General features: G+C 40.1%; 32 protein-coding genes and 1 other annotated feature. Of the genes, 8 read left to right on the top strand and 24 right to left on the bottom strand.

The window, feature by feature from the left end; genetic code table 11:
- Positions 1-264 precede the first annotated feature (264 nt).
- The 8 genes from B1NLA3E_RS15710 to B1NLA3E_RS15745 all read right to left on the bottom strand — a co-directional run bounded on the left by B1NLA3E_RS15710 (position 265) and on the right by B1NLA3E_RS15745 (position 6,412).
- Positions 265-1,746, bottom strand: coding sequence for a spore germination protein (locus B1NLA3E_RS15710; protein WP_015594819.1), 1,482 nt, complete (start codon positions 1,744-1,746; stop codon positions 265-267).
- On the bottom strand, positions 1,697-2,308 hold the full coding sequence (locus B1NLA3E_RS15715; RefSeq protein ID WP_015594820.1) for a stage V sporulation protein AE: 612 nt from the start codon (positions 2,306-2,308) through the stop codon (positions 1,697-1,699). Before B1NLA3E_RS15715 ends, B1NLA3E_RS15710 begins: the two co-directional genes overlap by 50 nt.
- Positions 2,309-2,391: 83 nt before the next feature.
- Positions 2,392-2,814, bottom strand: a complete 423-nt coding sequence (locus tag B1NLA3E_RS15720; RefSeq protein WP_015594821.1) for a stage V sporulation protein AB — start codon at positions 2,812-2,814, stop codon at positions 2,392-2,394.
- On the bottom strand, positions 2,804-3,424 hold the full coding sequence (locus tag B1NLA3E_RS15725) for a stage V sporulation protein AA (RefSeq protein ID WP_015594822.1): 621 nt from the start codon (positions 3,422-3,424) through the stop codon (positions 2,804-2,806). The genes B1NLA3E_RS15720 and B1NLA3E_RS15725 overlap by 11 nt, the downstream gene beginning before the upstream one ends.
- A gap of 129 nt (positions 3,425-3,553) precedes the next feature.
- Entirely contained in the window at positions 3,554-4,312 is a 759-nt protein-coding gene (gene sigF, locus B1NLA3E_RS15730) for an RNA polymerase sporulation sigma factor SigF (RefSeq protein WP_015594823.1), read from the bottom strand.
- 11 nt (positions 4,313-4,323) lie between these two features.
- Positions 4,324-4,764 (bottom strand): anti-sigma F factor, encoded by a 441-nt coding sequence (gene spoIIAB / locus B1NLA3E_RS15735; protein WP_015594824.1) that lies wholly within the window; start codon positions 4,762-4,764, stop codon positions 4,324-4,326.
- 3 nt (positions 4,765-4,767) lie between these two features.
- Complete coding sequence (spoIIAA, locus tag B1NLA3E_RS15740; RefSeq protein ID WP_015594825.1) at positions 4,768-5,118, bottom strand: anti-sigma F factor antagonist; 351 nt, start codon at positions 5,116-5,118, stop codon at positions 4,768-4,770.
- Between the two features lie 127 nt (positions 5,119-5,245).
- Positions 5,246-6,412, bottom strand: coding sequence for a D-alanyl-D-alanine carboxypeptidase family protein (locus tag B1NLA3E_RS15745; RefSeq protein ID WP_015594826.1), 1,167 nt, complete (start codon positions 6,410-6,412; stop codon positions 5,246-5,248).
- Between the two features lie 470 nt (positions 6,413-6,882).
- Between B1NLA3E_RS15745 and B1NLA3E_RS15750 the strand changes: the two genes are divergently transcribed.
- Positions 6,883-7,266, top strand: coding sequence for a hypothetical protein (locus B1NLA3E_RS15750; RefSeq protein WP_144061497.1), 384 nt, complete (start codon positions 6,883-6,885; stop codon positions 7,264-7,266).
- 195 nt (positions 7,267-7,461) lie between these two features.
- Here B1NLA3E_RS15750 and B1NLA3E_RS15755 read toward each other — a convergent pair whose 3' ends face one another.
- The 9 genes from B1NLA3E_RS15755 to B1NLA3E_RS15795 all read right to left on the bottom strand — a co-directional run bounded on the left by B1NLA3E_RS15755 (position 7,462) and on the right by B1NLA3E_RS15795 (position 15,480).
- Positions 7,462-8,766, bottom strand: a complete 1,305-nt coding sequence (locus B1NLA3E_RS15755; protein ID WP_015594828.1) for a pyrimidine-nucleoside phosphorylase — start codon at positions 8,764-8,766, stop codon at positions 7,462-7,464.
- Between the two features lie 39 nt (positions 8,767-8,805).
- Positions 8,806-9,615, bottom strand: coding sequence for a purine-nucleoside phosphorylase (locus B1NLA3E_RS15760; protein WP_015594829.1), 810 nt, complete (start codon positions 9,613-9,615; stop codon positions 8,806-8,808).
- 15 nt (positions 9,616-9,630) lie between these two features.
- Positions 9,631-10,809, bottom strand: a complete 1,179-nt coding sequence (gene deoB / locus B1NLA3E_RS15765; RefSeq protein WP_015594830.1) for a phosphopentomutase — start codon at positions 10,807-10,809, stop codon at positions 9,631-9,633.
- A gap of 184 nt (positions 10,810-10,993) precedes the next feature.
- Complete coding sequence (gene xerD, locus B1NLA3E_RS15770) at positions 10,994-11,884, bottom strand: site-specific tyrosine recombinase XerD (protein WP_015594831.1); 891 nt, start codon at positions 11,882-11,884, stop codon at positions 10,994-10,996.
- Between the two features lie 7 nt (positions 11,885-11,891).
- Positions 11,892-12,119: a YqzK family protein gene (locus B1NLA3E_RS15775; RefSeq protein ID WP_015594832.1), complete on the bottom strand. Its 228-nt coding sequence runs from the start codon at positions 12,117-12,119 to the stop codon at positions 11,892-11,894.
- 175 nt (positions 12,120-12,294) lie between these two features.
- A complete protein-coding gene (gene fur / locus B1NLA3E_RS15780) occupies positions 12,295-12,756 on the bottom strand; it encodes a ferric iron uptake transcriptional regulator (RefSeq protein WP_015594833.1) in 462 nt (153 codons plus the stop codon).
- A 128-nt stretch (positions 12,757-12,884) separates the two neighbouring features.
- A complete protein-coding gene (gene spoIIM / locus B1NLA3E_RS15785) occupies positions 12,885-13,526 on the bottom strand; it encodes a stage II sporulation protein M (protein ID WP_015594834.1) in 642 nt (213 codons plus the stop codon).
- 239 nt (positions 13,527-13,765) lie between these two features.
- Positions 13,766-14,929 (bottom strand): endonuclease Q family protein, encoded by a 1,164-nt coding sequence (locus B1NLA3E_RS15790; RefSeq protein WP_015594835.1) that lies wholly within the window; start codon positions 14,927-14,929, stop codon positions 13,766-13,768.
- Positions 14,929-15,480 (bottom strand): NUDIX hydrolase, encoded by a 552-nt coding sequence (locus tag B1NLA3E_RS15795; RefSeq protein ID WP_015594836.1) that lies wholly within the window; start codon positions 15,478-15,480, stop codon positions 14,929-14,931. The genes B1NLA3E_RS15790 and B1NLA3E_RS15795 overlap by 1 nt, the downstream gene beginning before the upstream one ends.
- A 75-nt stretch (positions 15,481-15,555) precedes the next feature.
- On the opposite strand from B1NLA3E_RS15795, the gene mciZ reads away from it, so the two are divergent.
- Together mciZ and B1NLA3E_RS15800 are read left to right on the top strand one after the other, a co-directional pair.
- On the top strand, positions 15,556-15,684 hold the full coding sequence (gene mciZ, locus B1NLA3E_RS24200; RefSeq protein ID WP_015594837.1) for a Z-ring formation inhibitor MciZ: 129 nt from the start codon (positions 15,556-15,558) through the stop codon (positions 15,682-15,684).
- Between the two features lie 76 nt (positions 15,685-15,760).
- The gene (locus B1NLA3E_RS15800) at positions 15,761-16,684 is read left to right on the top strand and encodes an aldo/keto reductase (RefSeq protein WP_015594838.1); all 924 of its coding nucleotides are present in this window, start codon (positions 15,761-15,763) and stop codon (positions 16,682-16,684) included.
- Between the two features lie 280 nt (positions 16,685-16,964).
- On the opposite strand, the gene B1NLA3E_RS15805 is transcribed toward B1NLA3E_RS15800, so the two are convergent.
- Complete coding sequence (locus B1NLA3E_RS15805) at positions 16,965-17,216, bottom strand: YqkE family protein (protein WP_015594839.1); 252 nt, start codon at positions 17,214-17,216, stop codon at positions 16,965-16,967.
- A 110-nt stretch (positions 17,217-17,326) separates the two neighbouring features.
- Between B1NLA3E_RS15805 and B1NLA3E_RS25845 the strand changes: the two genes are divergently transcribed.
- Together B1NLA3E_RS25845 and B1NLA3E_RS15815 are read left to right on the top strand one after the other, a co-directional pair.
- Entirely contained in the window at positions 17,327-17,458 is a 132-nt protein-coding gene (locus tag B1NLA3E_RS25845) for a hypothetical protein (RefSeq protein WP_268870637.1), read from the top strand.
- A gap of 264 nt (positions 17,459-17,722) precedes the next feature.
- Positions 17,723-18,646, top strand: coding sequence for an alpha/beta hydrolase (locus B1NLA3E_RS15815; RefSeq protein WP_015594840.1), 924 nt, complete (start codon positions 17,723-17,725; stop codon positions 18,644-18,646).
- 270 nt (positions 18,647-18,916) lie between these two features.
- Here B1NLA3E_RS15815 and B1NLA3E_RS15820 read toward each other — a convergent pair whose 3' ends face one another.
- The 3 genes from B1NLA3E_RS15820 to B1NLA3E_RS15830 all read right to left on the bottom strand — a co-directional run bounded on the left by B1NLA3E_RS15820 (position 18,917) and on the right by B1NLA3E_RS15830 (position 20,957).
- Positions 18,917-19,243 (bottom strand): iron-sulfur cluster biosynthesis family protein, encoded by a 327-nt coding sequence (locus tag B1NLA3E_RS15820; RefSeq protein WP_015594841.1) that lies wholly within the window; start codon positions 19,241-19,243, stop codon positions 18,917-18,919.
- A gap of 89 nt (positions 19,244-19,332) precedes the next feature.
- Positions 19,333-19,665: a YolD-like family protein gene (locus B1NLA3E_RS15825; protein WP_015594842.1), complete on the bottom strand. Its 333-nt coding sequence runs from the start codon at positions 19,663-19,665 to the stop codon at positions 19,333-19,335.
- A 32-nt stretch (positions 19,666-19,697) separates the two neighbouring features.
- A complete protein-coding gene (locus B1NLA3E_RS15830) occupies positions 19,698-20,957 on the bottom strand; it encodes a Y-family DNA polymerase (protein WP_015594843.1) in 1,260 nt (419 codons plus the stop codon).
- 255 nt (positions 20,958-21,212) lie between these two features.
- On the opposite strand from B1NLA3E_RS15830, the gene B1NLA3E_RS15835 reads away from it, so the two are divergent.
- Together B1NLA3E_RS15835 and B1NLA3E_RS15840 are read left to right on the top strand one after the other, a co-directional pair.
- A complete protein-coding gene (locus tag B1NLA3E_RS15835) occupies positions 21,213-21,428 on the top strand; it encodes a helix-turn-helix transcriptional regulator (RefSeq protein ID WP_015594844.1) in 216 nt (71 codons plus the stop codon).
- Positions 21,425-21,895 carry a hypothetical protein gene (locus B1NLA3E_RS15840; protein ID WP_015594845.1) on the top strand — a complete coding sequence of 157 codons (471 nt, stop codon included), beginning with the start codon at positions 21,425-21,427 and terminating at the stop codon, positions 21,893-21,895. Before B1NLA3E_RS15835 ends, B1NLA3E_RS15840 begins: the two co-directional genes overlap by 4 nt.
- A 66-nt stretch (positions 21,896-21,961) precedes the next feature.
- On the opposite strand, the gene B1NLA3E_RS15845 is transcribed toward B1NLA3E_RS15840, so the two are convergent.
- Genes B1NLA3E_RS15845 through B1NLA3E_RS15855 form a run of 3 tightly spaced genes read right to left on the bottom strand, consistent with a single transcriptional unit; the run spans position 21,962 to position 24,307 of the window.
- Complete coding sequence (locus tag B1NLA3E_RS15845) at positions 21,962-22,483, bottom strand: DUF3221 domain-containing protein (RefSeq protein WP_015594846.1); 522 nt, start codon at positions 22,481-22,483, stop codon at positions 21,962-21,964.
- Between the two features lie 53 nt (positions 22,484-22,536).
- Positions 22,537-23,334 (bottom strand): SDR family NAD(P)-dependent oxidoreductase, encoded by a 798-nt coding sequence (locus B1NLA3E_RS15850; protein WP_015594847.1) that lies wholly within the window; start codon positions 23,332-23,334, stop codon positions 22,537-22,539.
- Positions 23,335-23,344: 10 nt separating this feature from the next.
- Positions 23,345-24,307 carry an MBL fold metallo-hydrolase gene (locus B1NLA3E_RS15855; RefSeq protein ID WP_015594848.1) on the bottom strand — a complete coding sequence of 321 codons (963 nt, stop codon included), beginning with the start codon at positions 24,305-24,307 and terminating at the stop codon, positions 23,345-23,347.
- A gap of 231 nt (positions 24,308-24,538) precedes the next feature.
- Positions 24,539-24,760 (top strand) — a binding site (T-box leader).
- Between the two features lie 72 nt (positions 24,761-24,832).
- Between B1NLA3E_RS15855 and proC the strand changes: the two genes are divergently transcribed.
- Positions 24,833-25,669, top strand: coding sequence for a pyrroline-5-carboxylate reductase (gene proC / locus B1NLA3E_RS15860; protein ID WP_015594849.1), 837 nt, complete (start codon positions 24,833-24,835; stop codon positions 25,667-25,669).
- Positions 25,670-25,671: the final 2 nt, after the last annotated feature.

Genomic DNA, 25,671 nt, shown 5'->3' on the forward strand with positions numbered 1-25,671 from the left:
GTTTCTACGAGAGATACTGTCTATTTGTCTCTTTTATCCAAAGGCTGTGTTAAATTAGAATGTTGATTTCCGCAGGGCGGGCGCTGAGCCTCCTCGGCGTTATACGCCTGCGGGGTCTCACCTGTCCCGCTGCTCCCGCAGGAGTCGAGCACCTTCCGCTCCAATCAACATTGTGCTAAAAATCAACAATTTCCTTTAACACAACCTATCCAAAAATAAATTAATCCAACTTTATCATAACAACAGCACTCTGTAAATGGTTTTCTAGGAATTAGCAGGCTGTTTAAAACGGTTCTTAGGATGAACGATACTTGGCCGTTTTTTTGAGCCAGGAACGCTTGTCCGGATAATGATTTGAAGAAATGCCTGTGGATTAAAGGGAAGGAGTGGCCATAAATAGGGCGTATTTAATGACCGAATTCCAGCCAAGAACAAGAAATATAAGGTGTTACCGATAACAAACCCCGGAGCATGAAATAGGGCAACGGCAACCAATAATGCAAGTCTACCCATTTTGTTCGCAATACTTAATTCATAGCTTGGAGTAGTAAATGTCCCGACTGTCGCTAGCGATGCATATAATATTACTTCTGGAACAAACAGTCCGACATCAACGGCAATTTGCCCAATTAACACAGCTGCAATTAAGCCCATTGCGGTCGAAAGTGGGGTTGGGGTATGGATGGCGGCAAGTCGTAAAAATTCAAGCCCAATATCTGCAAGAAACAGTTGAATCACAATCGGAATATTTGTACTGTCATTTGGTCCAATAAAGGCTAACTTTTCCGGTAAGAGATGTGGTTCAAGAACCCATAAGAACCATAAGGGTAACAAGAACAAGGAGATGATTACCCCCAGAAATCGAACCCATCTTACAAAGGTCCCAACTGCTGGAGATTGTCTAAATTCCTCTGCATGCTGTAAATGATGAAAAAAAGTGGAGGGTGTAATAATTACACTTGGAGATGTATCCACAAAAATCAGGACATGCCCTTCTAACAAATGGGTTGCTCCCACATCAGCCCTCTCCGTGTATCGTACCAATGGATAAGGATTATATCCTTGCTTTAATAAAAACTCTTCAACAGCTTTCTCTGCCATCGTGAGGCCATCGATTTTAATCGCTTTAATTTCTTTTTTAATAACCTCAACCAGATCTTCATCAGCAATATCTTTAATATAGGCAATGGCAATATCCGTTTTAGATCTTTCCCCCACTTTTATGATTTCAAAACGCAATCTCTCATCCCGAATTCTTCTTCTCGTTAACGCCGTGTTCACAATGATGTTTTCAACATAACCATCCCGTGAACCACGAACTACCTTCTCCGTATCAGGTTCCTGTGGTTGCCTTCCTGGGTAGCTACGGACATCGATAGATAATGCTGTCTGCACACCCTCTACCACTACAACCATTAAACCACTCAATACTTGATCAACAACTTCATCCAATGTTTTAATCGGTGTGACCGACTGATGGACAAGATTGTTTTCGATATTATTAAAAAGATTGGTCGATAGTTTTTCATGCTCATTAATCCTAAGAAGCGTTTCCATAATTTCAATAATGAAACTTGTATCACATAACCCATTAACATAATAGAGGTGCACACTTCTCTTATTTATTTTAAGCTTACGGACTCCTAGGTCAAAGCTTACACCTAAACCGATCCGTTCCTTGAAATATTTTTCTATTTCATCGACTGACTCCGGAATCGGATGCCTTTCCTTTGTCGTGGTTGCCATAATATCCACTCCTTTCTAAGATAATCTCAACAGCCTTTTTGGTAATTGGAGAACCCTGTTCAAAATGATCATGTTGTGACATCTTACCGATATCTCCAATTCCTACTATGATAGGAACTTTTAACTGGTCAAGACAATAAACGGTATCACCGTTTATCCTGCCAAGTTCAAATTCAGGAACACCAAATTTATCTACTCCATACGGAGTTAATACTCCGTCCCGATCTATACAAACGTCCACTTTTGTCCATTCTTCTTGTCTTGTTTTAGAAGCTACAGCTATTATTCCTAACACTTCTATTTCATTATGCTCTGCGACATATTTCAAGGCGATTTCTCCTGCACCTTCACCTATAAAACCACTATCATCAAACATTACAAATACCGGATCATTTTTGGCTCTTTTGATGTGCTTCACAAGTTCTGGGCCAGTTAGGACTGACGGGTTCCCTTGTGACATAGAAATGCATCTACCACCAATTTCAGATGCTACTCCTTGCACTGACCGTTTGGCATACTCATCACCATCCGTAACTAAGATCACCCGTCGTCGTTCACTCATGTTTTGATCCCTCTTTCGTTTACGCCAGCATAAAGAGTGGTCAAGGTTATACGTTGCTAACCATACGCTTGCGTTTTTTTGTTTCAACTCACAAAATAAATCCAATGGAATAACGACCCAAATACTTTTCCTAAAACAATGGCCATTAAGAGAATTTTAATTCCTTCTTCTTCAATCCCGACTCGTTTTGCTAAAATTGGGAAAACATTCAAAACTTCAGTTAACGCAGCAGCCAACATCCCCACAAATACTCCACCTAACACACCAAGAGGAATAAGCAAAAGAACGGGTAGAAAAAAGGTTGGATCCCTTAAGCTGGAAAATGTTCCAGCAATGGCTCCAAAAACAATTCCCCATTCATACCAATGAATCATCTTCATGGTTTTAGACAGTTGAGTCAACCTTGGAATAATTCCTAAAACGGCTAAAAAGGCAACAAATCCTGCCCCAACAGAAAGTCCCCCAGCAAATCCGATAAAAACAACGATTAAAATACTAATGATCATCAATTTGTTTCATACTTTCTTTGTTTTCGTGCATCACGACATATTGATCGATATCTTGCTGGTAATTAAACATTTCCACTTCTAATGGACTTGGTTCTTCATTAAACCTTTTACGAAAAAAATGATTAAAAAAAAGTACCATCCCTAATCCTAAGCCAAACGAGTAGGGAATTTGGAATAAGAGCGGTTTTACTGCTACCCTTCCCGTAATTACGGTATACAAGCGCTGTTGGACCGCTTGCATGCTAACATCTTCATGGAAATTCATAATTGTTAAAGCCGCCCCGAAAAATAATAAAAACCAAATTAACAAAAAGAGCGGGACTGAGATTCTTTTCTTTTTAAAAATTACTTCTACAATAGTTTGTGAAGGTCCAACGATTTGCACCTCTACAGTTGGGAAAACCTTTGTAATATATTTGATGACGGTCATTGCATCGACAACAATCATGTTGCGATCTTCTTCTTTTACTTTGTGTACTTTTAGCTGTTGAAGCGCTTTATAAATATCATCATCTGCAATAATTTGTGCGATATCCTTTAAATAAACGGTTCCTTCTTGTCGAACTTGACTGCGATTACGCATGCGAATGTAGATTGTTTTTTCCATCCCATTCACTTCCCAAACACAATGATTTCTTATAGGTAGTATGAGTTTAATGTAATTTTTTCATCATGGCCAAAATATGGAGGAAATGGCATAAATAATAGCCATAATAGGAAAAAAAGACCGTACGGATTAGATATCCATACGGCCTTTCATTTGTTGAAGTATTTTTTTCTCCAATCTTGAAACTTGCACCTGGGAAATACCAAGTCTGGTCGCGACCTCTGACTGCGTCTGATCCTTGTAATATCTTAGGTAAACAATCAATCGTTCCCGATCCTCAAGCTCAAGAATAGCTTCTTTTAATGCAATTTTATCGAACCACTTCTCTTCCATTCCATCATCTATTTGATCTAATAGGGTGATTGGGTCCCCATCATTTTCAAATACAGTTTCATGAATAGAAGATGGTGTCCGGCTTGCTTCTTGAGCCATTACAATATCCTCTGGAGAAATCTCCAAGTACTCAGATAACTCACCTACAGTAGGAATTCTCCCGAAATTCTTTGAGAGTTCATCCTTAGCCTTGCGAATTTTATTTCCCAATTCTTTTAATGATCTACTTACCTTAACCGTTCCATCATCGCGGATAAAACGCTGGATTTCTCCAATAATCATCGGAACTGCATAGGTGGAAAATTTAACATCATATGATAAATCAAATTTATCAACTGACTTTAATAGTCCAATGCAACCAATTTGGAAAAGATCGTCTGGATCATAGCCACGATTAAGAAATCTTTGAACAACAGACCATACTAGTCTTATGTTTTTTTCGACAATCAAATCACGTGCGTCTTGATCACCTGTCTGACTTCTTTTTATCAGTTCCTTTACTTCATGGTCCTTTAGATAAATTTGCTTATTATTGTTCTTAACCTCCACATCCATAGCAGGACTCCTTAATTACATAGCATTTTGCTGTTAGATAAATGCTTTTTTAGCGTGATTTCAGTTCCATTGCCTGTTTGCGAAGAAACCTCTACTTCATCCATGAAGTTTTCCATGATTGTAAAGCCCATCCCTGACCTTTCTAAATCAGGTTTTGTTGTAAAAAGAGGTTGTCGTGCTTCTTCCACATCAACAATACCGATTCCCTCATCTTTAATTTTCATTTCAACCAAACCATCCTCAATCGTTACAGTGATATAAACAATCCCATTTGGATCATGATTATAGCCATGAATAATTGAATTCGTTACGGCTTCGGACACAACTGTCTTAATTTCGGTTAATTCATCCATGGTTGGATCAAGTTGTGCAATAAATGCAGCTACTGTGACCCTGGCAAATGATTCATTTTGACTTAATGCACTAAATTGAAGTTGCATTTTATTTTTCATATGTCAGGCTACCCCCAATCTTTGTAAAGCAAATTCTTCCGTCTGCTCTAGCCGAATGATTTTAAATAAACCTGACATATCAAATAGTCTTTCAATTGCCGGAGAAATCGCACATACTACCATTTCACCATGGACCTGCTTGATTTGCTTATATCTTCCTAAAATAACCCCTAATCCAGAACTATCCATAAATGTCAGTCTCTCGAGGTTTAACACAATATGACGGATATTAGATTCCTCTATTGCTTTGGATGCAAGTTCGCGAAGCTCTTCTGCGGTGTGGTGGTCTAATTCTCCAGCTAAACGAATGCATAATACATCATGCTTGATAACCAATTCAATGTTTAGACTCACTATCCAATGCCTCCTTACTTTGATATAGTGAGTCAATTCGCTGCTGGTAGAACTGAATCCTTCTTTAAGGACAAAACTAGTGTTGATTCGCTAAAAGTAGTTTTCAAAAACAATGTTTCGACAGTGGTTAATCTCCTATTTTAGAAAACATACCAAATGATCGTTTGTATAATTCCCACCATGTTGCTGTTTTCACTTTATCACCTGAAACCAACGGACTTTGGACAACTACTTTTCCTTTACTAACAAGCTGTAGTGTCCCGACTTTATCACCTTTATTGATCGGTGCTTTTATTTTTTTCTCAATGATAATCTGCTTCTTTACATCGTTAATACTTTCTCCTTTTTTGGTTAAAAGAGAAACCGACTCGCTGGTCACCACGGTTAATTTTTTCTTATTTCCTTTACTTACCTTTGCTTCGCCAATGGCAATATTGCGCTTATAGATTGGATGAGTTTTGTATTGAGCAAATGCGTAATCCAACAACTTTGTCACCTGAGCATTTCGTTCCTTTGATGTTGGAGCACCAAATACAACCGCAATGACACGCATACCGTCCTTTTGTGCGGTTGCTGTTAAACAATATTTAGCATCATTTGTGAATCCTGTTTTTAAGCCATCTACACCAGGATAGAAACGAACAAGCTTATTTGTATTCACAAGCCAAAACTTATTATCGGTATTTTCTCGCAAATAGGCTTCATACGTCCCCGTAAATTTAGTGATGTCTTGATATTTTAAAAGTTCCTTAGCCATCATGGCCATATCATGGGCAGTACTATAGTGGTCCTGAATTGGTAAACCTGTTGTATTTTGAAATTTGGTATCTTTTAATCCTAATTCTTTGGCCTTTTTATTCATCATTTCTACGAATGCTGGTTCTGAGCCTGCAATCCGTTCGGCCATTGCAACGGAAGCATCATTCCCGGAGCCAATCGCAATTCCTTTTAGCATTTCTTGTGTAGTCATTTCTTCGCCAGGCTCTAAGAAAATTTGTGATCCACCCATTGATGCAGCATATTCACTTGTGCGAATTTTTTCGTTGATATCAATCTTTCCCTTATCAAGAGCCTCCATGATTAGTAACATAGTCATTATTTTTGTCATACTGGCCGGCGGCAATTGTTCGTTACTATTTTTCTCGTATAGCACCGTGCCTGTATCTCGTTCAATTAAAATGGCAGACCTGGCGTTGTCGACAAGCTGTGTACTTTGTTCCTCTGCTGAAACTGATGGTATAACAAAAGTTAGTGTAAGTAATATCGCTATTACGATTGGCATAATTCGTTTCATTACCATAAACCTCCCATTCTTAATGCCTTCATTTTTCACCATTCAAATCCTTTTTATACAAATAATTTCTTGTTTAGGTAAAATTTTCATATTCAATCGCACAAAAAAGCGCCAAGGTTATGTTTAACCTTGGCGCTTTTGAGAAACTCTCGACAGTCTATTATTTTAACTAATAAATTTAGTAATTCACCGCGTAAATTCGTTATAACATTATTAAAATATGGGCTGTTCAATAAGTCTGTTGATTTCCGTTCCAGGCGCTTCGCTTTCCGCGGGGCGGGCGCTGAGCCTCCTCGGCGCTAAAGCGCCTGCGGGGTCTCACCTGTCCCGCTGCTCCCGCAGGAGTCTTCGCCCCTTCCACTCCAATCAACAGGGTGGTTCCAATAAGGATCTTCCACTCAACCAATTAAACATGCTGTTTATTGGTTATCTTTATGGCATTCGCATTAGAAGAAAAGGAGAAAGTAGCTTTGATGAATTCAAGGGTAGTTGTGGAAAAATGGGAATCAATGAGCCACTATGATGCCCAAAATCCAAGGGTCGCGGAAAAATGGGAATCAATGAGCCGCTTTGATGCCCAAAATCCAAGGGTCGCGGAAAAATGGGAATCAATGAGCCGCTTTGATGCCCAAAATCCAAGAGTCGCGGAAAAATGGGAATCAATGAGCCGCTTTGATTCCCAAAATCCGAAGCGTCGTCCGAATGCTTTGATGGTACCAAGGAAGGTCTTGCCCAAATCAGAGTTTCTAGATAAAACATTTATATTTGTTGGGAAAACAAATATCTTTGTGAAAACAGCCCTTAGAAAAGGGAAAATTGAGCGATGCTTCGCTACTTCCGGTAACGGGGATTGAAGAATATAAGTGAAGAGGCTTTCCTTACTGCAGCCTGTCAAAACATAAAAAAATTGCAACACATTTAGTCAGGTAGGCTAAGGTGTGTTACAATTCTTTAGGTTGACGCCCTGTTGATTGGAGCGGAAATCAACAGGTCCGTTAGCATGGCCAATCTGAAGATCATGTTTAACCTTGGCGCTTTCTCAGCTGAGCTTATTCTGTTATTTGTTCATAAATTAGTTTTGGGGCTTTAACTGCTGTATTGGAAAGTTTGATGCTTTGATAGAGCTTTTCCTCCACAGTAGTGACGTTTTCAAAATTGCTGTAAATCGTTACAAGTGATTCGCCCTTCGCCACTTTATCACCAATTTTCTTACGCAACATCAGACCCACAGCCAAATCTATTTCCGATTCTTTTGTCGCTCTTCCTGCTCCGAGTAACATCGCCGCGGTTCCTACCGCATCAGCAACGATTTCAGCGACATACCCATCAGCCAACGCTGGTAATTCAAAGGTATAGGTTGACTGTGGTAGCTTGGTCGGATCATCCACGACTGAGCCATCTCCACCTTGTGAACGTAGGAATAACTTCATACTCTCAAGAGCGGAACCATCATTGATCGCTGTTTCAAGCAGTTTTCTGGCTGCTTCAAGCGTCTCCGCTTTTTCAGCCAATAAAACCATATAGCTTCCTAATGTTAAACAAAGTTCAGTTAAATCTTCAGGACCTTCACCCTTTAACGTATCAATCGCTTCTTTTACCTCAAGGGCATTTCCAATCGCATATCCAAGTGGCTGGTTCATATCAGAAATGACCGCCATCGTTTTCCGACCAACATTATTCCCGATTCCCACCATAGCCTTAGCAAGTTCTCGTGACTGCTCTAGTGTTTTCATGAAAGCTCCGGCACCCGTTTTCACATCCAACACTATAGCGTCTGCACCGGCGGCAATTTTTTTACTCATAATCGAACTAGCAATGAGCGGAATACTGTTTACGGTTGCTGTCACATCACGCAACGCATAAAGCTTTTTATCTGCTGGTGTTAAATTGCCACTTTGACCAATCACCGCTAATTTATTCTTGTTGACAAGTTCAATGAATTCTTCATTTTTAATTTCAACATGAAAGCCCGCGACCGCCTCAAGCTTGTCAATCGTCCCACCCGTATGGCCTAATCCGCGTCCAGACATTTTAGCTACAGGTACACCCACTGCAGCTACAAGAGGACCAAGCACCAACGTCGTTGTATCACCTACACCACCTGTTGAATGCTTATCTACCTTTATCCCTTCAATTTCAGACAAATCAATTTGATCACCAGATTCAACCATCGCCATTGTTAAATCGGCTCGCTCGGTTTCAGTCATCCCCTGAAAATAAATCGCCATCGTTAGGGCGCTCATTTGATAATCTGGGATGGATCCAATCGTATAACCATCTATAATAAATTTTATTTCCTCTTTAGTAAGTTCAAGGCCATCACGTTTTTTTTCGATTAAATCGACCATTCTCATTATGGACACCACATTTCTCAATATTAGCTTTGTTTGTTCTCATTTAAGCGAGGCAACAATCGCTTTTATATATTTAAGAAAATTTGCTTTTACCCTTTCCGTTGTCTCCATTACCTCTTCATGAGAAAGGGGCTGATTTACAATCCCGGCAGCCATATTGGATATACAGGAGATTCCCAATACGTCTAAACCAGCATGCCGTGCAACAATTACCTCTGGAACAGTTGACATGCCGACTGCATCACCGCCAAGGATTCTCAGCATTTTCACTTCTGCAGGAGTTTCATAAGTTGGACCGGTATTCCCGACATAGACCCCTTCTTTGACAGGAATCTGTAACTCATTCGCAATTACTTTTGCTTGTTCTCGTAAATCATGACGATAGGCATCCGACATATCCGGGAACCGCGGTCCAAGTTTGGCATCGTTTTTCCCGATTAATGGATTGGAACCCATATTATTAATATGATCAGAGATTAGCATTAAATCTCCTGGCTCAAAATTCTCATTAATTCCCCCGGCTGCATTGGTCACGATTAATATCTCGACTCCTAATTGTTTCATAACGCGAACCGGAAACGTTACCTTTTCAAAACTGTAACCTTCATAATAATGAAAACGTCCCTGCATTGCTACGACCTGAACGCCATCTAACAACCCGAATACGAGTTGGCCTGCGTGCCCCTCAACCGTTGATACTGGAAAATCCGGGATTTGGTGATAGGGTATTTTCACTGGTTCTTCAATTTCGTCAGCTAAAACTCCTAAACCTGAACCTAAGATCAGTCCAATTTTTGGAGTTTTAGTATATTTTTCTTTTAAAAATATTGCTGCATTTTCACTGTTCATTGTCTTCACCCCACTCTATTTTAAATCATGCAAAAAGCTTTTCCCAAAGCTTGGTGCCTTCACTTCAAAATTCTCCGCAACGGTTGCTCCAATATCTGCAAAGGTTTCGCGAACTGGTAGTTCTTTACCTTCTTTCATGTTTTTTGAATAAACGATGAGTGGCACGTATTCTCTCGTGTGGTCTGTGCCCGGGTGAACAGGGTCATTTCCATGGTCGGCCGTAATAATTAATAAATCATCATCCTTCATTTTTTCAAAAACTTCCGGTAACCGAGCATCATACTCTTCTAACGCCTTTCCATAACCAATCGGATCGCGGCGATGACCATATAAAGCATCAAAATCAACTAGATTAACAAAGCTAATGCCAGTAAAATCCATATCGAAAGACTCTAACAATTTATCCATTCCATCCATGTTCGAAATGGTTCTTAGTGATTTCGTGACCCCTTCACCGTCGTATATATCAGCGATTTTACCAATTGCCACAACATCTAATCCAGAATCCTTCAACTCATTCATCACTGTGCGACCAAATGGCTTTAATGCGTAATCATGACGGTTCGAGGTTCTTTTAAAGTTACCAGGCTCTCCAACAAATGGGCGAGCAATAACGCGTCCCACCATATATTTTTCATCCAAGGTTAATTCCCGGGCTATTTTACAAATTTTATATTGCTCTTCGATAGAGATGATGTCTTCGTGTGCTGCGATTTGCAGGACTGAATCCGCAGACGTATAGACGATTAAGGCACCCGTTTTAACGTGCTCTTCGCCTAACTCAACTAATATTTCAGTTCCACTCGCCGGTTTGTTCCCAATAATCTTTCTACCAGCTCGAGATTCAAGCTCAGAGATTAACTCATCCGGAAAACCATCTGGAAACACTCTGAATGGTGTTTGAATATTCAAGCCCATGATTTCCCAATGTCCTGTCATCGTATCTTTTCCATTAGATGCTTCTTGCATTTTTGTATAAAAAGCAAGCGGCTTACCCGTTTGGTCAATTCCGCTTATTTCTTTTATATTACCAAGCCCCAACTTTGCCATGTTCGGCATATTCAAGCCATTCATTTTTTCAGCGATGTGACCAATCGTATTTGAACCCTGATCTCCAAATACTTCGGCATCAGGTGCTTCACCAATTCCGACCGAGTCCATTACAATAATAAAAATACGCTTATATGTATGCATAATCCGTTTCATCCTCCTTCGGTTGATCCGTTTCAAATATACCTAATAGAATTCCCTACTTTAATCCGAATAATCATCTTTATTCGTCAGAAGTCTGACATCTACATTGTACTAATAAATACTCCCAATAGACAAGAAAAAGCCGCAAAATTTCACGGCGGCTTTTCCCCTCTCTATTAAACTATTATGCTCGCGGATGAAATTGACTATATACATCCTTTAATCTCGTTTTCGTTACATGCGTATATATTTGTGTAGTTGAGATATCCGCATGTCCTAGCATTTCTTGGACTGCCCGTAGGTCAGCTCCATTTTCCAAAAGATGGGTCGCAAACGAATGCCTTAATGTATGTGGAGTCAAGTCTTTGCTAATCCCTGCACTTGTTGTAAGGCGCTTTAATATTTTCCAGAAACCCTGCCTGGTTAACCTTTTTCCAAGGTGATTTAAAAACAAGGCGTCATCCTTCTGTTTTTTTAAAAATAAAGGTCGACCATTCTCCAGATACTCTTGAATCGCATGTGTAGCCGTTCTTCCGATTGGAATAATTCGTTCCTTACTTCCTTTTCCCATACAACGAACAAAGCCCATCGTTAAATGAACATCGCCCAAATCTAAACCAATTAATTCACTCACACGAATACCTGTGGCATAGAGAAGTTCGATCATGGCTTTGTCCCGTTTGCCAAAATGGTCGTGAACCTGCGGGGAATCCAACAATTTTTCTACTTCTTGGATACTTAGAACCTTTGGGAGGGAACGCTCTCTCTTTGGCGATTCGATGTGAACAGTTGGATCGCGTTCTACTATTTTTTCTCTTAGTAGAAATTGATGGAATGCTCGAATCGAGGCAATATGACGCGCGAGCGTTTTCGAAGACTTCCCTTGATCTTTTAGTTGTGCTAAAAAACGAATAATTTGAAATCGCTGGACTTCATTTAAATCGTTCAGCAATTCAATCGACTTTAAATAGTGAAGATAGCCGTGAAGATCCCGTTCGTAGGAAACGATTGTGTTTTTGGCAAGTCCCTTTTCTACAATTAAAAAGTGGATAAAATCTCGAAGTCGATCTTCCATGATATCATTACTCCCCGTTTAAATAAAACAGTTTTAGGCGATCAAGCCAGGGCATACTCTTGCTATCTACTGATGCCGATACCTTTAGTGCGGACCCTTGTGGCTCATCATAACGATGATAATTTTGATATTCTTCATTAACCCACATCATCCCATAATAAAAAAGGACTGTGCATCCTGTGAACAAAACAAATACCCTTATTGATTTGAAAAATAGCCTAAACCATGCTTTCATTTTACATCCTCCAGCCAATGCATACTAGTACAAGGTATGCCAAACCCGGCAGGAATTATACCTACAGCACTATTTTTAGCAAAAAAATGATAAATTAAAAAGAGGTAAACTCTTTTTTTGAACACCCAAGAAAAATAAAAATGGATGAAACTGAAATGAGTTCGACCTCTTTGGTTTATTCAGCAATTTTTTTAGCGTTTTTTTCTTGACAGCGATGGCAGATTCCATGAAATGTTAAACGGTGATCCTTGATCTTAAACTTCCATTGCCGTTCAACAACTGCCTCGACATCATCAAGTAAATCCTCTTGAATTTCATCCACCGCTCCACATTCTATACAAACTAAGTGGTGGTGAAAATGTGCAGCACCCTCTTGACGGAGATCATAACGGGATACTCCGTCACCAAAATTAATTCTATCAACTATTTTCAATTCTGTTAGTAATTCCAATGTTCGGTATACAGTTGCTAGACCAATCTCCGGAGATTTTTCTTTAACGAGGAGGTAAACATCTTCCGCACTTAAATGATCCTCTTCATGTTCTAACAAGACTCGAACCGTTGCTTCACGCTGTGGTGTTAATTTATAGCTAGATGAATGAAGCTGTTTTTTTATCCGTTCAATTCTACTTTCCATACTCTCAGTCACTACAGGTCCCTCCCTCGCCACTTTCCATTCTCATTATAACAGAAGGAGAGCCAGTTTCAAAAAAAATAATTCTAAATAAGAAAAAATATTACTTATCATATAATAATGATTACAATTTAATGAAGAGCACCAATAACCGACTTCATTAGTGAAGGAGAAAGGTATGCCTCAATCGCAGCCGCCGCGGTTAAAAAAACAACTGCTACTACTAACGTGACGAGGTATCGTGATAACAATGGTAAAATCGGATGGCTTATCTTTTTCATAAACTGCCTTCGCACCATTTGTAATGAGAAGGTAATCGAAATGACGGCCATAATGATAAAAATAGGAATGATAATAAAATTTTGTGGTAGCACAGACACAAACGACAGCAAAAACCCATCCCAGCCCATTTGATTGACCAAGAAACCGACGGTAAATCCAACTACCATTCCTTTAATAAATAGAAGGATAAGAATAATCGGCAAGCCAATGATTGAAATGCCCAACAACCACATTAAGCCAATAAATTTGCTGTTATGAAGCAAGCTTTGTACAAACAAATCATTTGCTGACACTTCTTTACCATCTGATAGCTGACCAAAAAATTGTGACAAATAATAGAATAAATCCTCTTTTTGTGAAAAACTCAAGCTGTTGACGACAACTGCCCCAAAAATGACTCCCATTAAAAAAAGCACAATCACGAATATATAGACTGAGGAATATTCACGAAAATGATTGGCCGCGATGTTCTGGTATAATCTCTTCTTCATTGTCTTCCTCCTAGATTTAATTATTACATTCTATGCTTGTCTAGCTTATCTATGACTCCGAATCTAGTAATTTTTGGAGGAAGGTGAGTTGTTTCGGATTTTATGGGTCGCTTTTCTGATTTTGTGGGTCAATGTGGAAATTATCACATAAAACTTATTACAATTTACACCTTATCAGTTACTCTTTTATGCAAAAAAAGCCTGCCCAAAGTATCTGGACAGACCATGTTTTATCCACTTTAGTCGGCAATTTTGCCATACTTTCCACCCCCGCCAGCGGCAAGTTTTAACTCTCCTTGGCGGGCCTTGATAATCAACTCAGCAACCTTTTCGGGAATCACCTGTTTAAGTGCTTCTGCTGGAACTTCGTGGAGAATCGCCATTTCAGTGCCAAAATGATCAAGCAGCTTTCTTAGTAACTTCGGTCCAAGTCCTGAAATGAAATCAAGCGGGACTTGGTGAACATATGGCGGACGATCTTCGGGAGGATTTGCATCCGATTTCAATTCCAAAATCCGATCAGCAACGCCCTTCACTGTTTTTGTATCCTGACAATGTGGGCACTGCGATTCTTCTGGCGAGTATGGATTTTGACAAGTTGCACAAACGGTTTGATGATACTTACCAAGCAATGGATCTAAACCGTAATTGGCGACAATTCTTCGATTACCTTGGCGGTTTAACGCTTTTGCAAGTTCGGCGAATGACGGCTCTTTCATGGCGATTACCTGGTATTCACGGGCAATCTTCGGCAATGAATGCGCATCAGAATTCGTTACAAATGAATATTGATGCAACTCCTCTAACTGATCAGCCATAAACGTATCTGAGCTCAAGCCGAGTTCGATTCCGTCAATTTGCTCTGGATCCAATACTTCAGTTAATGAGCGGACGACTCCCTTACCATAAAGGCTTTTAAAAGGAGTAAACACATGTGCCGGAATAAAGATTCCAGACAGCTCCTTGACCTTTTTTTGCAGCTCCCTGCCGCTGACATAAATTCGCTGTGAGCTAAGGTTAATATTTTTCAAATGACCGGAAAGCCAACCTGAAAACTGTTTCATGACCTGAAGCGTTGGGAAATAACAAAGTAAATGGATGGGTCCTTGACAATCATCATCGTAGATTTCCAGCTCCGAGCCCGGGATAACGGTTAAGCCCCCATAGTTGAGTCCTCCGTCGGGATGCTCCGTCAGTTCACCGGACTCCATTAATTTTTCCATTTCCATAATTACTTCGGGCGAGTGGCAATCAATGATTCCAATCATATTCAAGCCTTTTTCATTTCGAGCATGATCAATGATATTCGAAAAGGTTAATGATTTTGCCCCGGTAATTTTTACAGCCTTGCCTGTAAATGTTCTGCCGATATGTATATGTAAATCAACATAGTAGTGGTTCATTAACGATTTAACGCCTCTTTCAACTGTAAGTATTGAACGGTAAAAATCGTTTTGGCATCGTGGATTTTTTGCTGTGCTATATATTCTAACGCTTCGTCTAGCGACAATTCAATTAGATTGATGAATTCATCTTCATCTTGTGCGGCTGGATTTTCTTTTTTCGAAAGACCTCGTGCTTCATATACATACACAATTTCATCAGCAAAGCCTGGTGATGTATAAAATGAAGTCACTAACTCTAGCGTTTCACACACATAACCTGTTTCTTCCTCTAACTCCCGAGCAGCAGACGCAAGTGGTTCTTCGCCTTTTTCAAGTTTACCTGCAGGAATCTCCACTATATTTCGTTCAAGTGCTTTACGAAATTGCTCAACCATCACAATTTTGCCTTCATCTGTTACGGCAATAATGGCAACGGCACCTGGATGTTTTATTAATTCCCTTTTTGCTATTTTTCCATCCGGTAATTCCACTTCATCAACCTGAAGGCTGATCACTTTGCCGGCAAAGATTTGCTCTGTTCTAATTGTTTTTTCTTCAAGGCGACTCATTTTTTTCGTCACTCCTGTTCTATTCCGATATTAGACTCATACATTTTATCATACTTTATTTTGGGGGAGTAACGAATGAAAATTTATGGTCATGATAAAGGATTTATCCTCGTAGGAAAAGCATCGGAAATACGACAAAAGCTTGCGGAATACCGACGCCAATTTGATTTACTGAAGGATTGGGTCGAGGATGTCTCCAAGTAATGGATCCTCAAATTTGTGTCTGGCTTCTTCCATTCGTTAAAATAAAGACAAAAAACGTGGGAATGGAGTGAGGCAAATGGAAAAACGCCAATTAGGCTGCTCTGATCTTTATGTCAGTCGACTTGGTCTAGGTTGCATGTCGCTTGGGACAGACGAAAAAGCAGCTCACGAAATCATCGAAGCAGCATTGGCGGAAGGCATTAATTATTTTGACACCGCTGATTTATACGATTTCGGAAAAAATGAGAATATTGTTGGACAAGCCCTAAAAAACATCCGTGAACAGGTGATCATTGCTACTAAGGTGGGCAATCGCTGGACGGACTCAAAGAAAAGCTGGAGCTGGGATCCTTCAAAGGCTTATATTAAAGAAGAAGTGAAACAAAGCATAAAGCGACTCGGCACTGACTATATCGATTTGTACCAACTGCATGGTGGTACGCTTGATGATCCTATCGACGAAACAATTGAAGCGTTTGAAGAATTACGCGCTGAAGGCTTTATCAAACACTATGGGATCTCATCGATTCGTCCAAATGTGATCCGCGCATATATAAGTAAATCCAATATTGTATCTGTGATGATGCAGTATAGCATCCTGGATCGACGCCCTGAAGAGGAAGCATTGCCACTGTTACAAAAAAACCGAATAGGTGTGGTGACTCGCGGCCCATTAGCACACGGTTTACTCAGCAATCATCTGCTTGAAAAGGCTTCCGCTGCTGTGCGATCGAAGGGTTATTTAAATTATTCCTTTGGTGAATTAGCAGGGTTGCTTCCATTGCTAAAAGAAAAACTGGCTTCCGCACGTTCCTTCACAGAAATTGCCTTGCAGTATAACTTAGCGAACCCAGCGGTTACATCAATTGTTACCGGGGCCAGTTCAGTTGATCAGCTTCAGGCCAACGCTGCCGCCGTATGCAGTAGCCCGCTAACAAACGATGAAGTTGAGTTAATCCGAAGTTTAGCAAAAGCCAATCGTTATACCCAACACCGCTAATGGAATTAAAAAAGCGGAAGGCGCCCGCCTATCGGCGTATGGACTGGAGCGCTTTGACTGAGATAAAGGAAACACGAAGAGCGCCAGCGATTCGATGTTGACTTATCGTAGGGAAAAGAGCGAAGTACACTAGCCGATGGCGCCTTCCGCTAGACATCCATCTAAGTTCAAAATTTTATACTTTCTTATCCTATAAGAAAAGATAACCCTGATACTGCGTTGTCGCAGTAACTGAGTTATCTTTTTATCGTCGGTGAATACCTTGGTTTATTGAATTTTCTTATTTAAATTCTTTCCAATTCATCGGGCTTTCTTTTAACAGCTCTTCAAAGGATTTATTTTTCTCTTTTAATCTTCTCTCCTCTTTCTGGCGCTGTTCTTCCGCTTCCTTCTTACGCTCTTCTTCTGCTTTAAGTTCCTGTTGTTTATTTTTTAACTGATTCACTAAATCGCTACCCAGCATATCGCCTAATGTCACAGCGGCTTCATCTTTTTTAGGTTTTTGTTTTAATTTTGAATGTTGTTTTTTCATGATAATCCCCCACTGAAAGTTTCCTTACTATTATATCATTTCCAGGAAAGTTCAGCATGTATAACGTTGCCGTCTTTCATCCATCTTATAAGGGAAAGGGGATGTTAAACATGAGTCAGAAGCGTGCAAAAGGATTTAGTCAAAAAGGAAAATCCTCAAGTGATACAACCAGACCAGTGATGGCTTCAGAGGATATGGAAAAAGCCCTCCATCCAACCAAACGACAAAATGCCAAACAGTAGTATTTTAGAAGGGTGACTCCATATTTGGATCACCTCTTTTTTTGTGGAAAAGGGGCGGAGCGCCGCATAAATAAATCAACTTAACTATATGTTGTGAGAAACATACGTCTTTCACTTTATATAGTTGAAGTTAGCTCTGCTCACACCGCCTTATTATGTTGGGGTACTGCTCTTTATTCATTCTTTTCCATGCAAGGTTGGGTTTTTGTCTACAACTTCACAATAGTGGTAAAATAAAGAAAACATCGGTTTGGAGGGGTTGGCTTGAAAAAGACTTTTCGTTACTTCGCGTCTTTCTTATTAGTGACGGCTTCCATTGGCGTATACTTTTCAAATCGCCTTATGTATATGAAAAAGAAAGATGAGAAATTAATTCTGAAGCGGGAAACCGAGTCAGGACGGTATGATCCAGTTAAGTTTGAAAGCTTACCTAAACAGGAGGTGTCAATTGCTTCTCCGTTTGGATATACACTAAAGACCATTTTGGTCGAACCACATCATACAAACCGCTATATTATTATTTGTCATGGTGTTACCGAAACTAAGGTGAATTCGGTTAAATATATGAACCTTTTTCTTGAACGAGGCTTTAACGCAGTGATTTATGATCATCGTCGTCACGGGGAATCTGGGGGTAAAACAACGAGCTTTGGCCACTATGAAAAATTGGATTTAAAGGCAGTGGTAGATTGGCTCAAAAAGGAAAAAGGGCCAGAGCTTCTTTTAGGCATTCATGGTGAGTCAATGGGCGCTGCTACGATGCTGCTTTACGCAGGAATGATCCAAGATGGAGCCGATTTTTATATTGCCGATTGTCCTTTTTCTGATTTTAAGGAACAGCTGACCTACCAGATTAAAGAAGACATGAAATTGCCACCTCGCCTGGTGCTCCCGATTGGCGATTTATTTTTGCGGCTTCGTGACAAATACTCAGTGAAAGAGGTTTCACCTATTTCCGTAATTGAAAACATTAAAAACCCGATTCTTTTTATTCACAGCCAGATGGATGACTTCATTTTACCATCGATGTCTGAGGCTTTATATGAAAAGAAAAAGGGTCCAAAGAAGCTATTTCTAGCTGCCAATGGTGTTCATGCCCAATCCTTTAATGAAAACCGAAAAGATTATGAGAATGTCGTTGATGAATTTTTGGAGGAGTTTGTGTTTCGGGAGCACCAGGAGGAATAGTTAAAAAGGGCTGACCACAATTGGGTAAGCCGTTCTCTTTTGGAGTATCAGCAACAATAAAAACATATTGAGGTAGTGCATTTTGCGGACATAAGTGACCTTATTTTTGATTTATTCCCCTTTTTTCTACTTTAGCGGACATGGGATATCTTATTTACATAAAAACAAATGAATCATGCTCACTTATCAACAAATAAGGAATCCAGTGTCCGGTTAGCCTATCAAAACAACCCTTTTTGTCAAAATAACGGAACAGATGTCCATATATATTTATTTTGTTTGATCCAGCAAACTCATCCGCGGATTTAAATACTGACTGGTACTTTTTAATTGGAAAGTATTACTGCTAGGCGAAAAATCAACCTGCATCGTTTCATCAAAAAATATTTGCTTGTCCTTCTCGACGTAAATAGATCGATCATTGGTTTTCACTTCCACGTCATCAGCTTCCACTTCTGCCACGAACCATAACACCGGTACACCGTTAACTGCACAGCCACAACCATCTATATCATACACTAGCTTTAAATAACCATTTTTTCCAGATGTCTTTTCACTAATTTTCTTTCCTGCTGCCTCACTGATTGTAATCTTCATGTTTTTTCCCCTTCCCTTTGTGCCCCCCTATTTTAGCATATTTGCAATTTCCGTTTCTCTTTTTATGACTGTAAAACCGTGTTTCTATCCTAATCCGACAACCGAACATCGAAAATATCTGACAGCTTAATTTGATGAACCTCATCAAATCGGTCAATAATTTGGAGCCTCTGATCAAGTGCGTCCCAATGATGAATTTTCCCAATCACCAGTTCATAATGTTTTGCACAGTAATGGGTGACCGTTACCACTTGATTAAATTCCATTGCACTCGAAATCGTTTCATTCATCAAATCAAGCTGTTGTTCATCCAATTGCTTTTTGTACTCGTACGTATCTTCTTTCACCCAATCCCGTAGCATTTTTACATGCTCAGGAAGCATCATCGATGTCCATTTAATTCTACCGCGATCACGAATCATCCCGGTTCACCTCTTCTTTTCAAAAATAAAACCTATCTTTTATGCCCGCCCACCAGCTTGGCTCTATGCCTTGATGTCCCGGCTTCCGTGTAAGAAACGGCACGTAATAAGGAACCCGAACCGAACCGATTACGAATCCCATCAACAACGTAACCAAGCTCCCGCTTTTTCCACCTATTCATTTCAAACAGATTTAACTGCATTTCATGGTCATCAACAAGGTTACCTAATGAAAGGGCGATTTGCCGAACTGTTTTTCCTTGATAGTTCTCACGGAAAAGTTCTAGACATACCCGATAAAGATCCATCGTAATATTAGTCGGCTCGGCAATGGTTCGCGAACGATGAAAGCCACCGCCAAACTCATCCTTGCTATAGCCAAGACTAAAGCTAATCGTCCTGCCTGCTTTCCGACGGTTGCGCGCCCTTCTAGCCACTTCTTCACACATCTCAAGAATCACACTCTTAATTTCATGCTCATCTTTATAATCTCGAAGCAAAATCTGACTTTTTCCAAAGCTAACTTGCCCCTCTATAATCGGAGCTCCAATCTCGGAAAAATCGACTCCCCAGGCATGATAATAAAGCTGGTTGCCCATAATGCCGAATTTCTTCTCGAGTTTCTTTAAATCATAGCGGGCAAGCTGACCAACGGAGAAAATCCCCATGCTATTTAACGTTTTTTCCACTTGTCTGCCAATCCCCCACATTTCCCGTAAAGGCGAAACGGGCCACAACTTAGTTTGAACATCATCATACGTCCATTCAGCGATGCCGGTCTTTTTTGCATCTAGATCAAGGCACAGCTTTGACATCAGCATGTTCGGACCAATACCGATCGTACAGGTCAACTGAAACTCTCTTTCGATATCATCTTTAATTTTTCGGGCAATCGTCCAGACATCCCCCCAAAGGTTAGATGCACCGTCCACCTTCAAAAAACTCTCGTCAACACTATAAACATGAATGGCTTCTTTTGGAACGTAGCGATGAAACACACGCGTAAGCTCGGTGGAAATGCGCAAATACATCGCCATCATCGGTTCAACAACGCGAATTTGCGGATCCTTTGGGATCTCAAACATACGTGATCCAGTTTTAATACCATATTCTTTTTTCATACGGGGAGAGGAAGCAAGGACAACACTGCCTTGCCGGTCTTGGTTTCCGACCACCGCCAAGTAGCATTCCAGCGGGTCCAGGCCAAGTATGACAGCAGAGCAACTTGCATAAAAGCTCTTCATGTCGACACATAATACATGCTGTTTTGGCATTGTGCTGTAATCCACCATAATGGTCCCCTCTCAAAATACGAACGTTAGTTCTTTTATTGTACTCCTAATCTTAAGCGAATATACGTTCGTTTTCAATGGAATTTTTTGGAGGGTTTAATCATCAGAAAACTATCATCTATCAATAGCATATCTATCTTTTGTAAAAAATTGGATATCAGTGTTATATTAACTTTACAAAATGTTAAGTTAACTATACAATAAAAAGAAAATATGTTAGCCTAAATTACCATTTTAACGAGGAGGAGCATAAATGTGGCAATCCAAAACCGCGTGAAAGAACTGAGAGCAAAGCATAGCTATTCACAATCGGACTTAGCCGAAAAGGTTGGCGTAACCCGCCAGACAATCGCTGCAATTGAAAAAGGCGACTATGTTCCTTCCCTATTGCTCGGGCTCTTACTATGCGATATTTTTCATTTGCCGATGGAAGAAATATTCTGGTTGAAGAAAAAGGAGGGAGAAATTTGAAACGTGCAGTAAGTACACTAATTTTAAGTCTTGCGTCACTGTTTTTTATAGGATGGGCAACTACATCACTGTATAATGCGAACATACAATTCGCAAAAATTATGAAATATCCTGAACCACCATGGGAAATCAGTATGAACGCTATTCCCCTATTTTCCCTTCTCACCTTCGGATTAATATTAACCGTGGTGTATTTAGTGATTAAACAAAAGAAGAAAAAACCGATTTCATTCTGGCTTTTTCCACTTCAATTCTCTGAGGACGATGAGCGGGAGAAGATGATATCAGGAGAAGCCTGCCGAAAAGCTTTTATATCTACTTGGTACTCAGCACCAATCATTGCAATTTTATTATCCATCTATCCTCTCATCCAGACTGCATTTCCATACTTCCCAATTTTGATGGTCATGATCATTCCTGCGGTGCAAATCGTCGTCTATTTTATCGCAATCAGAAAAATATTATAAGAAAAGTGCAAGTGCCCTGGTTAGCGCAAAAAGGTGCCTCCTCCAAACCGTGAGGATGGCACCATTTTATTGTTTCAAGATTTGCTTCGTCTCAAAATCGTACTGAATCGTGACAGGGTTCGGATTTCCCAAGGTTACACCGGCGATCGTCGCTTGAAAATACGCTTTACTCACTTGGGTATCTTGAAAAATAACTGTATTTCCATAATTTGCTCTCGCATAATCAACAATTGCCTTAACGGCAGTCTGCATCAGCCCGCTGTCCTTATCTGTTATAACAACAATCTTTTTCACATCTGCCTGAGCTGGAAAGGATTCGCGTATACCGCCTTCAAACCAGGGTTCGACCTTTACCCCGATAGCGAGATCGGTAAATTTCATTTGCTCTCCTTTTTCAGAGACAACTTCTGTATTTTTATCAGCAGAAAAGCATGTATCGTTCACGAGAATTTGCATATTAGCAATATCAGTAATATAGCCTGTTTTTGCTTTCGTCAAATCAGTAGTACGACTAAAACTGCTGCACCCTGCCAATACCGAAAACATAGCTAAAAAAATTACCACAGCAACAAGCCTTTTAATCCGCATCAACAACCACCTCTTACCATTATCGACGGAAAAGAACAGAAAAGGTTACCTCATTACTTCTGATTAAACGCCCGCTTCCCTAACCGTTCGACAACACGAGGGAACAACGTGTAAAAGATACTTGTGGTATTCATCCAGCGCGGCAGATTTATTTCCCGCGTTCTGGTGAGCATGCGCTCGACGATTTGGCGTGCGACATATTCAGGTTTCAAAACCCATCTTTGAATATTTTTCAAATAGGTTCCTTCTTCGTCAGCAATATTGAAAAAATTGGTGGCGATTGGACCAGGATTAACAGTTGTTACATAAATATTGAGGTCATCAAGCTCCATCCGCAAGCTGTTTGAATAGCCAAGGACAGCATGCTTCGTTGCCGAGTACACACTTGATTTCGGCGTAGCCATTTTTCCAGCTTGGGAGGCAATGTTAATGATATGGCCAGAGCGTCGTTCACGCATGATAGGAAGAACCATGCTTGTGCAGGCCATTAGCCCTACCACATTCACCTCAAACATGCTTTTGATTTCTTCGATGGGCGCTTCATGAGCCGCTCGGAAAATGCCAAAGCCGGCGTTATTTACTAATATATCTACATGCCCCAATCGATCAAACACGTCTGAAAAAACGATTTTTATTGCGTTCGTGTCCGACACATCAAGCTGATATACGAGCACTTCAGCCTGATACCGTGCTTGCAAATCATCTTTAAGTTTTTCTAACTTATCTATGCTTCTGGCCATCAGGACAAGTCGTGCTCCAGACTCAGCACAAAGTGCCGCCATTTCGGCGCCAATTCCCCCTGATGCTCCAGTAATCAAAATATTTTTCCCTTTAAGTCGGTCATTTTTCATTATAGACACCTCAATTTGCTTTATATCGATAAGGAAACTCCCTATTAATCATAGTAATTTCCTGCAATGAAAGCAAATAGTCTATCTGAGCAACCGTTTCAGATAAGGTCAAAATAAGTTCCCGCTCATAAATATGTGGAAACAAACGTTGGCAAACTTCATAAACCGTCATCGCATCCTCTGCAAGCCATTTTCTCACTTGCATAGCCCGATCATGCTGACGTCCAAGACGTTTTTCAATCAAGGGTCCGACTTCAGTAATTTCATCGCCATGACCCGGATAAACCCATTGAATCGGGTACTTGGATATTTTTTTCAAAGAGGCGTTTAACTGTAGCTGTGGCTGCGGACGCTCTAGGTCTCCAGGTAATGGTGGCTCTAGAATTGGATTTGGTGATATATGCGGAAGCAAATGATCGCCACCGATATAAGCACCATCCGTTTCTCGAAACAGCCCGATATGGCTTGAGGCATGACCAGGTGTTTCGAGCACTTTCCAACCACTTAAGCCCGGCGGTGTATCACCTTCGACAAGATGACCAGATAAAGTTCGGTTGCAGGAGTACTTTGTCCTTTTGCGAAACTCATTTTTCAAAGAGAGAAAGCGCTCAGATACACCAAACTCTTGTATAGTCCGAATAAAAAAGGCTTCATTTTCCTCAATAAACGGCTCTGTTATCGTTAACCAGCGCTGATTAAGCTGATGTCCATAAACTCCAACTGCTTCCGGAAAGTAATTTAATAGCCCAGCATGATCCGGATGATGGTGGGTAAGTATTATTTGCTCAATATCATTTGGGGTTAAGTGCAAATCATTGAGCTGTTTAACTAGGGCATTCCATGCTTCATTTGTATTTGTTCCGGCATCAACTAGTGTTAATTGATCTCCTTTAATGAGATAAACATTCACATCACCAACGGGAAAAGGGGTCGGCAGCGCAATTTTAGCAATACCATTTCTCCATTTTGTCATTCTACCAACTCCAAAACATTATATTTCGATAAAAACTGAGGAACAAGGTGAAGTAATTGAAAATAGACTAACTTAATATGTTAAAGTATAAAAATAAGTATAACCTAAAATTAACCAAATTGTCATTATTTTCACATAATTCACTTTTGAAAAAATAAGAAAATTCTTTTAGTAATCACTTGACAGACAAGCTATCCATCTTGCATAATCACAATTAAAATTTACTTTTGAAAATAGGCTATGAGTATGACTAGTAAATGGAAAAAGACGAAAGAGAGTGAAGCCCTCGGCTGAAAAGCTTCACCGTCCTATTCCCCATTGAACCTACCATACGAGCTGTTAGGGAAACCTAAACGTGAATCCGACGTTAGCGGAGTTGAGTTGCACCTTTTCAATATTTTAAAAAGGTGAATGAAGGTGGTACCACGGAAGCTAAGACCTTTCGTCCTTTTTACGGGCGAAGGGTCTTTTTGGTTAATTGTATAAAATTACCAAATCTTTAATATAAAGGGGTATAAAAAGAACATGAAAAAACTTGCATTTATTGGCGCCGGTTCGATGGCAGAAGCAATGATTTCTGGAATTGTCGAAAGTCAATTGCTTACTGGTAAGCAAATTTGGGTGACGAACCGAAGCAATCAAGAAAAATTAGACAACCTCAACCAGAAATATGGAGTTAACGGCACATATGAATTAAGTGAGCTGTTGGAGAATGCTGATGCAGTAATTTTAGCAATGAAGCCAAAAGATACCGCTACTGCTATTTCACAAATCCGCTCTTATCTAACCGAAAATACAATGCTGATTAGTGTCTTAGCAGGTGTGTCGATTGAAAACATTGAACTGCTTGCTGAAAAGAAGTTACCCGTTGTTAGAGCAATGCCAAATACATCAGCAACAGTCGGCAAATCAGCAACCGGACTTGCGATCAATAATCGTGTATCCGATCGTCAAAAAGATATTGTCCAAACAATTTTTGAAACAGTTGGCTTAACCACATTTGTAGAAGAAAGTCAGATTGATGCCATTACTGGCCTTTCAGGAAGCGGCCCAGCTTATATTTATTATCTCATTGAGGCAATGGAAAAAGGTGCCGATGAGATCGGACTCGACAAACAAGTAGCTAAGGAACTAATTGTGCAAACACTACTTGGTGCTGCCGAAATGGTCGCAACATCAACAAAACCTTCCCAACAATTGCGCGCTGAAGTAACCAGTCCAGGCGGCACAACTGAGGCAGGGATTCGCGTGTTAGAGTCATTCGATGTGCAAAAGGCATTTATTAATTGTATTAAAGAAGCAACAGCACAATCAAAACGGCTTGGAATCGCACTAAGTGATGAACTATATCCGGTGAAATAATT

Source organism: Bacillus sp. 1NLA3E, from assembly GCF_000242895.2.
GTDB lineage: Bacteria > Bacillota > Bacilli > Bacillales > Cytobacillaceae > Bacillus_BU.